Consider the following 14,106-nt stretch of genomic DNA (forward strand, 5'->3'; position numbering starts at 1 on the left):
GTGTGTCGCGTCTTCGGAAACAAGCATACGACGCCAAACGTCAACTACTCAGAGTCTGAGTAAAGCCCTGAAAGCATAAAAGACAGTAATCAGGCAATCATGGAGAGAAAGAGAAGAAATGCGTGAGGAATTGCAAAAGAGTATGACAATCAAAGGGAAATGCGCAGGAATTAAGGAGGAGTGTAACGGTATTGTCGGATTTGCGGAAGGGAAAAATGGGTGAATTTTCTTCACCCACCTTTTTTATAACGTCAGTGCCTGCGTTTGCTCGTTTTCTTCCACCAGCATCAAGCCTGCACGCAATCCTGCGGCAACATTCGGATTGGGAAACAGCACATATTCGCGCGCCTGTTGCACGTAATAGCGCGTGTCACCCTCTTCTGCCAGCAACGTGCCCTGCGGGAAGGCGGTAAAGTTCAGGGTCTCTGGCCCCATGTGCAGCACAAACGCGTCGCCGTGGCGGGTAATCTGCTGCGCCACACGATAGTGGCGCGGCTGTTCCCGCACCTCTGGCAGTGGCTCACCGTACAACAATGCCGCCAGCGCCAGCTGTACCGCCGCGAACTGGCTAAGATCATTTTCACCAAACGGCAGCGCTTTACCCAACTCCAGCGTGCAGCTGGCCGCATCGTGATGTTCACAGCTGTAATGGGTAAAAGTGCCACCTGGGGAACGATGAAACACCAGCGCCTCCAGCTCTGCCGCCGCCAGCCAGTGCAGGAAATCCTGCGGCCACGGCTGAGGATTCAGCGGCATCACGCCGAAACGCGCATGGTATGAGCCGCGAATCGCGGTATGCAGATCGAGATGCCAGCGCACTTCATGATCGCGACACTCGCGCCAAAACTGCTCAAGCGCTTGCTCCAGTTGCAGCGTACGCTGCGCTTCAGGTAGGTCGGGAACCTTCTGCCAACGCCCTCCAAACAAACGGTTAATGTCATATTGCTGATAGCGTTTGCCGCTGCGCAGCGCCTCTGGATTGCCCAATATCACCAGCAAGCGCACCGCTAACGGTTGTTCTCCGCGTAGCAGTGGCGTCAGCAACAGGTTAAGAATCTCAACCGGGGCCGTTTCGTTGCCGTGCACGCCCGCTGACAGCACCAGCGCCTGATGCGTCGGTGCATGGGGGGTCAGGGATAGAATGCCCTCATCATGCCACTGCCACTGTAAATTGGCATTGCTGCCCTGCCGCTGCTGCGGCGGCTTACCTGACAGGGTTTGTTGTAGAAAATCCTGCATGTACACTCCTTTTCAACTCAGAAGCTTCACTTACCCTCTGAGGTTAACGCTGAAATGCGTAGACACTGCCTAAGTCTAGCAGCTGTGTCAGCTCATCCAGCGCGGTGCGTCCTTCACGCAGTAATTGAGGATCGGCCAAATCGGCTTGGGTGAGGCGATCGCGATAGTGGCGATCCACCCAGCTGTTCAGGGTGTTGAACAGGCGATCATTCATCAATACCGCTGGATTCAGGGCCTGACGCTCAGCGTCATTGAGCACCACGCGCAAACGCAGACAGGCTGGCCCACCACCGTTGCACATGCTCTCACGCAGATCGAACACCGTGAGCTCACGAATCGGCCCGCCGCTCTCCACCAGCCCGGTCAAATAGCGCCATACGCCGGCGTGCTGGCGTGACTCTTCTGGCAGCACCAGTCGCATGCCACCTTCAGGATGCTGCAACAGTTGGCTGTTAAACAGATAGGTATTCACCGCGTCGGCTACTGACACTTTATCGCGCGGCACCACAATCGGCTGGAAACCGGGCACGCGCGCAGCCAGTTGTTGTAATAACGCCGGCTGATCGACAAACGCCTCTTCATGGCAGAACAGCACCTGCTGGTTGCTGACGGCGATGACATCGTTGTGGAATACGCCCTGATCGATCACCAGCGGGTTTTGCTGAGCAAACAGCGTGCGATCGTCGTCGAGCTGATGCAGGCGCGCCACCGCGGCACTGGCTTCCCGCGTCTGACGTGCCGGATAGCGTGCCGGTGCAGCACCCTGCTGTTGACCATCACGACCATAAACAAACAGCTGAACACCCGCATCGCCGTAGTCCGCACCAAAGCGGTTATGGTTGGCGGCACCTTCATCGCCAAACAACGCCACCTGCGGCAAAGCATCATGCACGCTGAAATGTTGCGGATCGCGGAAAATGGCGCGCAGCAAGTCGGCGGTTTCCGGCGCTTCGATGGCACGGTGGAATTTATTGTTAAGGTTAGCCACGGTGAAGTGCACGCGGCCATCGGCGCTATCAGCCGAAGGCGATACAGTGGCGGCATTGGCCACCCACATTGCCGAGGCAGAACTGGCAGCAGACAACAGCTGCGGCGCCTGCTGAGCCGCTTTCGTCAGTACCTGTTCGTCCGAGCCAGCAAAACCGAGCTGGCGCAGTAGCGGGATATTCGGCCGCTCATGCGGAGGGATCACCCCTTGCAGGTAGCCCATGTCCGCCAGCGCCTTCATTTTCAGCAGGCCCTGCTTTGCGGCCAGGCGCGGGTTTGAAGGCTGCAGCTGATTGCGCGTCGACGCTTCATTTCCAAAGGAGAGCCCGGCGTAATGGTGCGTCAGGCCGACCAGACCATCAAAATTGGCTTCAAACGCTTTCATTATTCGGCTCCTTTCGCGGAGAAATCGAGTCCCGGCGATAAGCTGCCCGGCAAGGCCAGGCTTGGGCTCTCTAAAGATGCCATCGGCCACGCGCAGTAATCCGCAGCATACCAGGCACTGGCGCGATGGTTACCGGAAGCACCCACACCGCCAAACGGCGCTGAACTGGCGGCACCGGTTAATGGTTTGTTCCAGTTAACAATGCCGGCTCGCGCTTCCAGCAGCAGCTGGTCAAACTGCGCACGCTGCGGAGAAATCAAGCCACAGGACAAACCGTAACGCGTCTGGTTAGCGATACGAATCGCCTGATCGTACTCGTCGTAACGGATCACCTGCAGCAGCGGACCAAACACCTCTTCGTCAGGCAGTTTCGCCACGTCGGTCATCTCAATGATGCCTGGAGTGATAATGGCGCTGTCGCGGTCGGGCCAGTGCATCGCTAGCAACACCTTACCGCCCAGATCGATACGCTGCTGCCAGGCTGCGTAAATATGTCCGGCGGCGGCAGGTGAAATCACGCTGCCCATAAAGGGTTGCGGTTCAGCATTCCATGCGCCGGGCTGCAGACGCGCGGTCACTTCCACCAAACGCTGCAGGAAAGCATCGCCTGCCGCTCCACGCTTCACCAGCAGACGACGTGCACAGGTGCAGCGCTGCCCGGCGGTAATAAAGGCAGACTGAATCGCGATGTGTACTGCACCATCAAGGTCTGAAGGATCTTCAACAATCAGCGCATTGTTACCCCCCATCTCCAGCGCCAGCATTTTCTCAGGCTGACCGGCAAACTGGCGATGCAGGTGATAGCCTGTTGCGGCGCTGCCGGTAAACAGCAGGCCATCGATTTGTGGCTCATGCGCCAGTGCCTGACCGGTTTCGCGCGCGCCCTGCAACAGCGCTATCACGCCCGCTGGCAGTCCCGCCTGCTCCCACAGTTCAATGGTTTTTTCTGCTGTCATCGGCGTGAGTTCACTCGGTTTAAACACCACGCAGTTACCCGCCAGCAGTGCAGGAACGATATGACCGTTCGGCAGATGGCCGGGGAAATTGTAAGGACCAAACACCGCGAGCACACCATGCGGACGGTGGCGCAGCGAACTTTCGCCGTCGGCCTGCTCTCCGGTACGCGTGTGGTAGGCTTTCACCGAGATGGCAATTTTGTTGATCATCGCCTGCACTTCGGTCAGGGTCTCCCAGCGCGGCTTACCGGTTTCTTTGGCGATGGTTTCTGCCAAAGCGGTTTTGTGGCTCTCGAGTAATGCGGCGAAGGCTTCCACTACCGCCTGACGTTCCGCAAACGGCTTGCGTGCCCACGCGGGAAAGGCCGCGCGCGCCGCTTCACAAGCCGCCGCCACCTGCGCACCGGTCGCTGCCCGACCCTGCCACAATGTTTCACCGTTCACCGGGTTTTGTTTGGTTAACGCTTCCGCGCCGCCTGTCAGCCATTGACCATTAATGAAGTGCGTCATGCTTTTTTCTCCTCGCAGCACAGCGTGACCACACGCAATGTATCGCCATAATCGCAGCGCAACGCCGTGCGCTGATGTTCATTGATGCGGACCTTTCCGCTCGCCATATCGACAGGCAGCAGCACCACGCGGAAATGGTAGTAATCACCGTTGGCGACCAGACACAGTGGCCAGCTTTCATCCGCTTCCCCGGCTTCGGCCTGAAGCAGATGGCTTTTACGAATGGCGCGAATGCGATCAATCTCGCACTCCAGCGTTGGGCCGCCGTCAAAGATGTCGACGTAATTGAGATAACGAAACCCTTCGGCTTCCAGCACGGCGCGCGCGGGGGCCGTTTTCGGATGCACTTCACCAATCACCTTCTGCGCCGCTTCGCTGAGATAGTGGATATACAGCGGATGCTTTGGCATCAGCTCGGCAATAAAGGCTTTCTGCCCGGTGCCGCTGAGGAAATCGGCCTCACGAAACTCCATGGAGAAGAAACGGCTACCGACGCTGTCCCAGAACGGGGAATGACCGCTGTCATCGCTGACACCGCGCATCTCTGCCACCACATGCTTCATAAAGCGGTCGCGGAAATTAGCCATAAACAGGAAACGGGATTTCGACAGCAGATGGCCATTTTTGCCATCGCGATAATCGGGATCGAGGAACAGGGTGCACAGCTCGCTACTGCCGGTGTGATCGTTACTTAAAGACAGCGTTGGCAAGCTGGCATAAACGTTTAACTCTTTCGAAGCGTGCACCTGGGTGCCCACACGGAAGTTGTACCACGGGTCTTGCAGGCCTACGGCCACCTCAATGGCACAGATGCCGACAGCACGGTTGTCTTCGCTGTCGGCCAGCACAAATACATAGCCTTGTTCAGCACGCGATAACGCGCCCTGCCAGGTGAGCAGAGAACGCTCGATTCGCGCTTTCAGTGTATCGCTATCGGCGGGCAGCGAAGTTAAGCCGCCCCCGGTTTTGCCCGCCAGCGACAGCAACTGCGCAAGGTCGTCACGTTCGACGGGGCGAATCACCATCATGATGCAGCTCCTGTGAGCACACGAGCGCAGGCACGTTCAAAGCGCGCCAGTCCCTCTTTCACTTCCGCTTCGCTGATATTCAGCGCTGGCGCGAAACGCACCACGTTAGCACCGGCAATCAGCACCATGACACCTTCTTCAGCCGCCGCCAGGTTGAACTGCTTCGCTTTCCCGGCAAAATCTTCATTCAGCACGGCTCCAATCAACAGCCCAAGACCGCGAACTTCTTTAAAGATCGGCAGGCGCTGATTCATCTCCTGCAAAGCATCGACAAACCACTGATGGCGCTGCGCCACGCCCGCCATGAAATCGGGTTGGTTTATCAACTCCATCACTTTACCGGCGACGGCACCCGCCAGCGGGTTACCGCCGTAGGTGGTGCCATGGGTACCCACGCCCATCACCAGCGCCAGATCTTCGCGTGTCAGCATCGCGCCAATTGGGAAGCCGCCACCCAGCGCTTTGGCGGTGGTCAGGACGTCCGGCGTCACGCCATAGTGCATGTAAGCATACAGCGAGCCGGTACGACCCACGCCGCTCTGTACTTCATCGAATATCAGGGTCGCCTGATGTTTGTCGCACAGTTCACGCAGGCCGCGCAGGAAAGCAGGATCGGCAGGCAAGACACCGCCTTCGCCCTGAATCGGTTCAACAATCACGGCACAGGTCTGGTCATTGATCAGTGCTGCCGCAGAGGCGAGGTCGTTGAAGTTGGCGTGCTGAATCGCCGGAGGCAGCGGTGCAAAATCACGTGAGTAAGCCGGTTGTCCACCCGCTGAAACAGTAAACAGCGTGCGTCCGTGGAAAGCATTATTGAAGGCTACAATGCCATTTTTCTCTGCGCCAAAACGATCGTGCGCCACTTTACGGGCCAGCTTCAGTGCAGCCTCATTGGCTTCCGCCCCGGAGTTACAGAAGAACACGCGATCGGCGAAGGTGGCGTCAATCAGCTGTTTAGCCAGACGTAAAATAGGTTCGTTAGTATAACCATTGCCGGTGTGCCACAGCTTACTCGCCTGATCGGTCAGTGCCTGTTGCAAAGCCGGGTGTGCATGTCCCAAAGCATTCACCGCGATGCCGCCTGCAAAGTCGATGTAATCCTTACCTTGCTGATCCCAAAGGGTTGAGCCTTCAGCACGCACCGGTACGAAAGCCGCAGGGGCGTATACCGGCATCATCCATTGATCAAAATCGTGACGTGAAACCTGCAGTGACATAGCCATTTCTCCTGCTCCACCTGAGTGAAGCTATTGTTTTAAAATTGTTAAAATCTGTTGTGTCGCAGCACTACTGTAGAGTGCAGTAAGCGTGCCAGCTAGCGGAAAAAATGCATAAACGGGTTTGGGTAACGCAATATCAATGAGTTACGCCAGGTCACTATTCACATAAAATGCATAAAAAGTGAATATCAGTCTGATGGAGATGGGAGAGCAGCAATTTATTTAGCAGATTTATGCATTCACAAAATGAAATAGCGCTTTTGTGATCGCACAGGGAATATTTCGCCAAAATGTTGCGGCTGTCGCCCTGTTTTAGGGCAATTTGTGCATTTATGGTGCGCGAATGTGCAGGAAGTGTGCAGCCAGATGGGTAAGTAAAAGCAGCGCTGATTCGCCTCTAATTAACAATCTTGTTGCATATTTGGCTGTATTTTGAACAGCCACTTAATTAAACAAAAGTTAAACGACATTTAGTGACTAAGGTTATTATCAGAACAGAAATAAAAGGATACAAAGAGATTAACCAGATAATTACCACGCTAATGATTAGGTGGTTTTCTATATTTGTTATTGAACAATAACGCATAGGCTTGTGCTATTTAACCCTTAAAGAAATGCGGTGATTTACTTTTCTTTAATTTTACTAAAAACCATTAAAAACAATACTATATGTATTTATATTGGTCAAATGCATAACGGAATTGAGATAAGTTTATCCAATGTAAAATCCCGAATAATGGAAGTTAAGATTAAAAATCACACAAAAAGCCAATCGGAAATATTTAGTTACATATATTGCACTGTTGATCTTGAACCTTTTGTGTCATTTTCTTTTCACCCCGATGACGGGGACACAATTAAAAAATATCACAGGGTAAATTATAAATGATGAAGCGCTCCTTACTGGCAGCAGTGATGCCTTTACTGCTGGGACTTTCTTCGGCTCAGGCCGCCGAAATCTATAACAAAGATGGCAACAAGCTGGACCTGACCGGCAAAATCAACGTTTCGCATCTGTTCTCGGATAACGACAGCGCAAACGGTGAAGTTTCTTCCTATACCCGTCTGGGTTTTAAAGGTGAAACCAAAATTAATGACCAGCTGACCGGCTATGGTCAGTGGCAATACCAGTACAGTCTGAGCAACTCTGAAGGCAGCGATGCCAACTCAGGCAACAAAACCCGTCTGGGCTTTGCAGGCCTGAAAGTGGCTCAGTTTGGTTCAATCGACTACGGCCGTAACTACGGTCTGGTGTATGACGTACTGGGTTACACCGATATGCTGCCGTACTTTGGTGGTGATTCCGGTTACACCGATGCCTTCCTGTCAGGCCGTTCTACCGGTGTGCTGACCTGGCGTAACAAAGATTTCTTCGGTCTGGTGAAAGGCTGGAACTTTGCCGCGCAGTACGAAGGCAAAAACGAGCGCTCTGATAGCGCGACTGCCAGCAACCTGGCGGTACGTCGTTCGAATGGCGACGGCTTTGCGCTGTCAACCTCTTATGACTTCGATTTCGGCCTGAGCCTTGTCGGTGCTTACGCTAATCTGGATCGTGTCACTGCACAGAACACCGCGACCTACGGCCGTGGCGATAAAGCGCAGAGCTGGGCAGCCGGTCTGAAATATGATGCTAACCAGATTTACCTGGCGACCATCTATGGCGAAACGCAGAATGCAACGCCGATCGGTAACAACGGTTTCGCTAACAAAGCGGTTAACTTTGAAGCCGTTGCACAGTATCAGTTCCTGAACGGCCTGCGTCCTTCACTGGGCTATGTGTCTTCTCGCGCGAAAGATGTTGAGAACAACGTGGGCGATACCGATCTGTTCAAATACGTTGCCGTTGGCGTGACTTACTACTTCAACAAGAACATGTCTGCTTATGCAGAATATAAAATCAACCTGTTGAAAGATAATAACGCGTTGAACATCAACACTGACGACGTAACTGCTGTTGGTCTGGTGTATCAGTTCTAAGAGAGTATCCCTCATTGCATACCGGCTAGTGTCGGCTGGGTATGAGCCAGGGGCAGCGTAAGCTGCCCTTTTTTATTGTCGTTATACAGGTACTCAATCGTGATTGAGGACGCGATAACTGACTGTTTCCGTTATTACTCTTCATGATTTTACACTCATGGAGACAACGCTAATGATTCGATTTTGTATTTGTGCACTTATGCTGATGATGTGTGCGTCGCTTGCACAGGCCGCAACGGGTTTTCGTCAGATAACACTTGATAGTCAAGGCAATCGTCCGCTCAATGTTGCGTTTTGGTATCCCACTGCCGCCACGGGCGTCTTTGAAGATGTGGGTGAGAACCCCGTGTTCTATGGTGAGCCGATGTTACGCAATGCAACGCCTCGTCCAGGACAGCATCCTTTAGTCCTTCTGTCTCACGGCTATGGCGGTAGCTGGCGTAACCTCAACTGGTTGGCGCATGCACTCACTGTACAGGGATATATCGTCGCTGCCCCCAATCATCCCGGTACAACAACTGAGAATCACGATCCTGCTACTGCCCGGAAACTTTGGCTGCGTCCAGATGATATCAGCCGGGTACTGGATCGGTTATTGGCAGACGAACACCTGGCAGGAAAGGTCGATTCGTTGCGCATCGCCGCCATCGGCCACTCACTTGGAGGGTGGACAGTGATGGAGTTAATCGGTGCCCGGTTTTCGTCCAACAGATTTGTTCAGGATTGTCAGAACCACGCGCAACTAGCAGACTGTCAATTGATTGAGACGTTGGGTATCAGCAATACAAATACCGCTTCTTTATTAGATGCTCAATTACGTAATCCACGTATTAAAGCGGCCGTATCGCTTGATCTTGGTCTGGCGCGCGGATTCACACCTGAGAGCCTGGCAAGGGTTTCTGTGCCAGTGCTGGTGTTATCCGCAGAACAAGACAGTGTTGAACTTCCCGCCTCACTGGTATCCGGCTATCTGGCGCAGTATCTTCCGCCGCAACAGACATCGTTTTCACGTATAAGAGGCGCAACCCACTTTAGTTTTATGCAGCGCTGTAAACCCCATGGTGCTGAGTTAATCGAAAAATCTTCCCCTGGTGAGGGCTTCGTTTGCCGGGATCAAGGCAGCCGCACCCGCGCCGATATTCATCAGGAGTTAATCGCCCGTATCACTCGCTTTCTGACAGCGGCATTGAACCCGCCTGCTGACGAAATGCACTCGGCGTCTGTCCGGTAATGCGTAAAAACTCGCGATTGAAATTTGATTTAGTGGTGAATCCTGACGCCAGCATCACCTCCGTAACCGGCAGTGAACTGCTTCGAAGCAACTGCTGCGCATGAGCGATGCGAAAACCATTTATCCACTGAGAAACATTGCAGTGGTAAGTCGCATTGATCGCACGTGAGATATGACGCGAGGGAATACCGGATTTGCGTGCTAACAGATTCAACGTGAGTTGTGTATTAAGGAACAGGTCATCCTGTCGCAGTCGATTTTCCAGTTGCAGGCACAAGGCTGCCTGCTCAGGCGTCTGCAACGGAGAAGAATCGGGCAGTACTGTCTCAATACTCACTTCCCGGGGGCGGGTCCGTGCTGCAAGTACAATCGCCAGGCTAAGCAAAGGCAGCATTAAACTTTGCAGTATCGCGATGATTTGCGGCACAAGCTTGCCCTGATGCAAAGTGAATTCGAGCGCCACCAGCAAATCTGTCATACCAGAGAAGCAAAGAAAAACACCGGCGGTAAGAGCCATTCTTGCCGCCAGCCCGACTTCACCGATGCGCGCATCGCTAAATCGATCCCCTCCGCCTAAGCCCATAAGAATCAATGTTGCCCCGTATCCGATATAAAGCACAAATAGCGCGCTATCAATGGCTTCTGGCCAGCACTGCATAATGATGATGGCCAGCGCGGGCGGGACGATTTTCCAGCGTGAATATTGATGAGTCGTATGCGGGCTGAAACAGTGCCAGGCCAGCGCCGGGATTAGCGTTGCCAATAACACGCGCAAAGCCATGAGTGGTGTTGACGGCCAGATCCAACGTAATGCTCCCACCGCCAGTAACAGTGAGCAGACGACCAGAAATAGCAGCGTGGTTTGGTGGCGTTGCTTATCGTTCGCCGCTAAGGTCACGATTAAAATTAGCAGCACCAGTAGCGTAACCAGCGGAACCGGAATTGAAGGCATGCAGTAAGAATCCATTCTTGACAATAAGCCGCTATATTACCAGGTTCATGCACTGAAGTGGCGGGAGTTTCTTCGATGACCGTTACTAAGGCGCCAGCAAATCGAAGCGATTATCCTCACCAGAATTGATGCTAAACGGCTCCTGAATTTGCAGCGTAATCCAGTTGGAGGTTACCCGACCGCCCTTGCTGTCTTCCAGTGTCACAGACAGACGATAGCTGTTAGTGGCGTCAGATGCGCTGTTCCACGCGGGCATAATGATGCTCCAGCCTTGCGGATCATTCGGATTAGCGCCCGGCGTGAGGCTTAACGCCTGGGTATCGCCCTGCCACGTCACCCTGGTTATCGGATTCGCATTACGGATTTGCAATTTCAGCGGCAGGCTTTCGCCGCCGTTTAATTGCCATGGCGGTGTGGCGAGGAATACCGATAAGGTTTTGCGCTGACGATACTCCACCACCGGCGTGTTGTTGCGCGTCACCATGTCGTAACGGCTGCCGCGCAGCGAACGCGCTTCGGCCACGTTATCGGCACTCAACTGCTGGCTCAGCGGCACGCCGAAACGATAGTTAAGATGTAAACCCAGCTGATCCTGACTTTCACCTTCATTACTGGTTTTGTGGCTGGCAGAAAATGTCACCAGCGGTACCGGCGTGTAGGAGACGCCAAAAGTTAGCGCCGAAGGATTGTGATAGGTATTGCCGCTGCTAAACAGATCCACATCATTGCCCAGATACTGCTCCCAACTCACCGACATACCAAGCTGGCGATAAAACGGCAGGTAGCCCTGAGTGGTGAAATCGTAGCCGCGTGCTAAACGCTGCTGCTGAAAGGGATCGCGGTTTTGCCAGCCCGATAGCGGTGTGTAGTAGTTAGCCGAGAAGCGCAGGTAATCACCCCAGGCTTCTGTGCCCACTGAAGCACGCTGCAATCCGCTGTTGAACATGCGATCGACAAAACCGTTGTAACCAAGCAGCCATTTGCCCGCCGTCCAACGTTGTCCTAAGCCGATATTGCCCACCAGCCCATCATCCGTTTGGTGAAAACCCACCTCACTAAAGGTCAGATATTGATAGCGATCGGCCCACGGCGTTAGCAGAGAGGCGCCACTGCCGGTGAAGTTACCATCCATATCGACGTTAAAATCGATCTGCGCTTTACCATAAGGCGATAGCAGAGATTGGCCCTCATCCACCACGCGGTTTGCCACCTCATCGCGGAAATGGTTAAACGCCCAGATACCCGCCTGATGACCAAAAGTGTTGTCACTGGTGCTGTCCTGACTGGCTTCACCAATGCTCTTAGCGATGGTCGCCAGATTTTTGCTGAAGGCCGCATTCTCATCTTCATAGCCGAGTGCAGGCAGATCGCTGGCCATTTTCTGGAAGCGTTCGGGATCGCTAAAAGGCGCATCAGCGACATGCGTGTCAGTGACGAGCGCCAGAGCAGGCGCGGTGAAAAGCAGCCCCGTTGCAGCGGGCAACATACGCAGTGATTTGAAAGCAGAGAAAACAGATGTCATAGCAAAAACAGGCTTTTATCCAGTTTAGAATTTGAAGTGGCTCACAAAACTGTACTGGAATACCCTAACACATTCTGCCGATTTTGCAGAAAAGGCCGGGCTGAATTAGGACATTGCCTGATTAGCAAAAGGCATCATCTTATCTTGATAGCCACATCGCTCCGCAGAGCGCCCTGCGTGAAGTGCAGCAAGGCGCTCACGGCTGCTGCGATTAGGAGAAGATCAACCCGCCATCCACATTGATGGTTTGGCCGGTGATGTAGCGCGCATCATCCGAGGCGAGAAACGCCACCAACCCGGCGACATCTTGCGGCTGTCCGGCGCGTTTCAGCGGAATATTTTCCACCCACTCCGCCATCAACTCGCCTTTGCCATACTGCTTTTTATCGCTGCTAAGGATTTCTCCCCACACGCGATCGTTGTAATCCCACATCTCACTTTCGATGATACCCGGACAGAAAGCATTCACGGTGATGTGCCATGGCGCCAGTTCCAGTGCCAGGCTCTGAGTAATGCCGATAACACCCATTTTACTGGCCGCATAGTGTGGCGTGTAAATAAAGCCTTGTCGCCCCTGCCCGGATGAGGTGTTGATCAGGCTGCCGCTGCCCTGCTTCACCATGTACTTTGCCGCCTCACGGCAACACAGCCAGACGCCGGTGGTGTTCACAGCCAGAATTTTTTCGAAATCGCTCTTTGGCATCGCGTCAAAGCGATCAATAGTGATCACTCCGGCATTCTGAATCGAGACATCAATGGTGCCAAAGCGCTCCGCCGCCTGCTGATAAAGCTGCTGCACTTCGGCCTCATTGGTCACATCCACCTGCAGCGCCAGAATCTCGCTGCCATACTGTTCTTCCAGCGCCCGCGCTGTGGTGAATACCCGGTCCGAGTTGGACACCATTACCAGCCGAGCGCCATTGCGTGCAAATCGTGCGGCGATGCCCGCGCCAATGCCGCGGCATGCGCCGGTAATCACCACCGTTTTCCCACTAAAATCGCGTGTCATATTGCCTCCTGTTATCCGTGCGTTGCTTCAGGCAGGGCGGCCGATTGCTGCTTTTTTTCATGTCTGCGCAGCAGCACCACCTTACTTTGTAATTTTTGCTGGAACTGGTCGATGACCACGGCGGTGACGATCACCAGTCCCTTAATCACCATTTGCCAGAAATCGCTGACGCCCATCATCACCATGCCATCGGCGAGGAACACGATGACAAAGGCACCGATGATCGAACCTGATACGCGCCCGCGCCCCCCTGCTAACGCCGTTCCGCCCAATACGGTTGCACCGATGGCGTCCATCTCGAACATGTTGCCGGTCATCGGGTGCGCGGTTTGCAGTTGGGATGCGACGATCAATCCCACTAGCGCAGCACATAAACCGGAGAAGGCATAGACAAACACTTTGACCTTAATGATCGGCACACCGGCCAGGCGTGCCGCAGATTCATTGCCGCCGGTGGCATAGATATAGCGGCCCAGCGGGGTTTTACGTGTCAGATAAAGGCCGAGCAGCAGGAAGCCGATCATTAACCAGATTGGGATGTAGACGCCAAGCACACTGCCCGATCCCAGCAACGCGAAACCGGTATTACCCAATGCTGGCATCCCCACCAGATTGGCGTAGGTACTGCCATCGTTGAACAGCAGCGCGGCCCCACGAGCCACATACATCATGCCGAGGGTGCAGATAAAGGGTGCCACGCCCAGACGCGTCACCACGGTGCCGTTGATCAACCCCAGCACGATGCCGAACAGCGCCACCACCAGAATCACTTCCGGCACGTTAAAGAACAGCGTGTTGCCGCCCCACAGCGGCACACCATTGGTGAGCAACGCCCCCGCCACCATGCCGCAAATGCCCGCCACCGCACCGACCGACAGATCGATGCCACCCGTAAGGATCACCAGCGTCATACCAATGGCCAGCAGCCCGGTGATGGCAACATGCTGCGTCATGATCAGTAAGTTTGAGGTGGTCAGGAAATTAGGCACCATAAAGCTGAAAAAGCCGACCACGATCAGTAACGCGATAAAGGTTCGCGCTTTCAGCAAGTACATATAAAGCAGGTATTTCTGGTTCATTTATTGATCTC

11 protein-coding genes are annotated in these 14,106 nt (G+C 54.0%); 2 read left to right on the plus strand and 9 right to left on the minus strand.

Annotation, left to right across the window (positions count from 1 at the left end):
- Positions 1 to 243 precede the first annotated feature (243 nt).
- Genes astE through FD744_RS10430 form a run of 5 tightly spaced genes read right to left on the minus strand, consistent with a single transcriptional unit; the run spans position 244 to position 6,322 of the window.
- Positions 244 to 1,239 carry a succinylglutamate desuccinylase gene (gene astE, locus FD744_RS10410; RefSeq protein WP_160868171.1) on the minus strand — a complete coding sequence of 332 codons (996 nt, stop codon included), beginning with the start codon at positions 1,237 to 1,239 and terminating at the stop codon, positions 244 to 246.
- Positions 1,240 to 1,282: 43 nt separating this feature from the next.
- On the minus strand, positions 1,283 to 2,611 hold the full coding sequence (gene astB / locus FD744_RS10415; RefSeq protein WP_160868172.1) for an N-succinylarginine dihydrolase: 1,329 nt from the start codon (positions 2,609 to 2,611) through the stop codon (positions 1,283 to 1,285).
- A complete protein-coding gene (astD, locus tag FD744_RS10420) occupies positions 2,611 to 4,077 on the minus strand; it encodes a succinylglutamate-semialdehyde dehydrogenase (RefSeq protein ID WP_160868173.1) in 1,467 nt (488 codons plus the stop codon). The genes astB and astD overlap by 1 nt, the downstream gene beginning before the upstream one ends.
- Complete coding sequence (gene astA, locus FD744_RS10425) at positions 4,074 to 5,105, minus strand: arginine N-succinyltransferase (RefSeq protein WP_160868174.1); 1,032 nt, start codon at positions 5,103 to 5,105, stop codon at positions 4,074 to 4,076. The genes astD and astA overlap by 4 nt, the downstream gene beginning before the upstream one ends.
- Entirely contained in the window at positions 5,102 to 6,322 is a 1,221-nt protein-coding gene (locus FD744_RS10430; protein ID WP_160868175.1) for an aspartate aminotransferase family protein, read from the minus strand. The genes astA and FD744_RS10430 overlap by 4 nt, the downstream gene beginning before the upstream one ends.
- A gap of 888 nt (positions 6,323 to 7,210) precedes the next feature.
- Between FD744_RS10430 and FD744_RS10435 the strand changes: the two genes are divergently transcribed.
- Both FD744_RS10435 and FD744_RS10440 read left to right on the plus strand, forming a co-directional pair.
- Positions 7,211 to 8,302 carry a porin gene (locus FD744_RS10435; protein WP_058959721.1) on the plus strand — a complete coding sequence of 364 codons (1,092 nt, stop codon included), beginning with the start codon at positions 7,211 to 7,213 and terminating at the stop codon, positions 8,300 to 8,302.
- A 172-nt stretch (positions 8,303 to 8,474) separates the two neighbouring features.
- A complete protein-coding gene (locus FD744_RS10440; RefSeq protein WP_160868176.1) occupies positions 8,475 to 9,533 on the plus strand; it encodes an alpha/beta fold hydrolase in 1,059 nt (352 codons plus the stop codon).
- Here the strand turns inward: FD744_RS10440 and FD744_RS10445 are convergent.
- The 4 genes from FD744_RS10445 to FD744_RS10460 form a co-directional block, all read right to left on the minus strand.
- Positions 9,466 to 10,485 (minus strand): AraC family transcriptional regulator, encoded by a 1,020-nt coding sequence (locus FD744_RS10445; protein WP_160868177.1) that lies wholly within the window; start codon positions 10,483 to 10,485, stop codon positions 9,466 to 9,468. The genes FD744_RS10440 and FD744_RS10445 overlap by 68 nt on opposite strands.
- Before the next feature lie 85 nt (positions 10,486 to 10,570).
- Positions 10,571 to 12,007 (minus strand): YchO/YchP family invasin, encoded by a 1,437-nt coding sequence (locus tag FD744_RS10450; protein ID WP_160868178.1) that lies wholly within the window; start codon positions 12,005 to 12,007, stop codon positions 10,571 to 10,573.
- Between the two features lie 211 nt (positions 12,008 to 12,218).
- On the minus strand, positions 12,219 to 13,016 hold the full coding sequence (locus FD744_RS10455) for an SDR family oxidoreductase (protein ID WP_160868179.1): 798 nt from the start codon (positions 13,014 to 13,016) through the stop codon (positions 12,219 to 12,221).
- 11 nt (positions 13,017 to 13,027) lie between these two features.
- Positions 13,028 to 14,095 carry an ABC transporter permease gene (locus FD744_RS10460; protein ID WP_034821800.1) on the minus strand — a complete coding sequence of 356 codons (1,068 nt, stop codon included), beginning with the start codon at positions 14,093 to 14,095 and terminating at the stop codon, positions 13,028 to 13,030.
- Positions 14,096 to 14,106: the final 11 nt, after the last annotated feature.

It is taken from the genome of Pantoea sp. Taur, assembly GCF_009830025.1.
Classification (GTDB): Bacteria; Pseudomonadota; Gammaproteobacteria; order Enterobacterales; family Enterobacteriaceae; genus Pantoea; species Pantoea communis.

Coding starts and splice junctions, on each gene's coding strand:
- FD744_RS10435 (WP_058959721.1), top strand. CDS start 7,211: ATGATGAAGCGCTCCTTACTGGCAGCAGTGATGCCTTTACTGCTGGGA.
- astB (WP_160868172.1), bottom strand. CDS start 2,611: ATGAAAGCGTTTGAAGCCAATTTTGATGGTCTGGTCGGCCTGACGCAC.
- FD744_RS10455 (WP_160868179.1), bottom strand. CDS start 13,016: ATGACACGCGATTTTAGTGGGAAAACGGTGGTGATTACCGGCGCATGC.
- FD744_RS10440 (WP_160868176.1), top strand. CDS start 8,475: ATGATTCGATTTTGTATTTGTGCACTTATGCTGATGATGTGTGCGTCG.
- astA (WP_160868174.1), bottom strand. CDS start 5,105: ATGATGGTGATTCGCCCCGTCGAACGTGACGACCTTGCGCAGTTGCTG.
- FD744_RS10460 (WP_034821800.1), bottom strand. CDS start 14,095: ATGAACCAGAAATACCTGCTTTATATGTACTTGCTGAAAGCGCGAACC.
- FD744_RS10450 (WP_160868178.1), bottom strand. CDS start 12,007: ATGACATCTGTTTTCTCTGCTTTCAAATCACTGCGTATGTTGCCCGCT.
- FD744_RS10430 (WP_160868175.1), bottom strand. CDS start 6,322: ATGTCACTGCAGGTTTCACGTCACGATTTTGATCAATGGATGATGCCG.
- FD744_RS10445 (WP_160868177.1), bottom strand. CDS start 10,485: ATGCCTTCAATTCCGGTTCCGCTGGTTACGCTACTGGTGCTGCTAATT.
- astD (WP_160868173.1), bottom strand. CDS start 4,077: ATGACGCACTTCATTAATGGTCAATGGCTGACAGGCGGCGCGGAAGCG.
- astE (WP_160868171.1), bottom strand. CDS start 1,239: ATGCAGGATTTTCTACAACAAACCCTGTCAGGTAAGCCGCCGCAGCAG.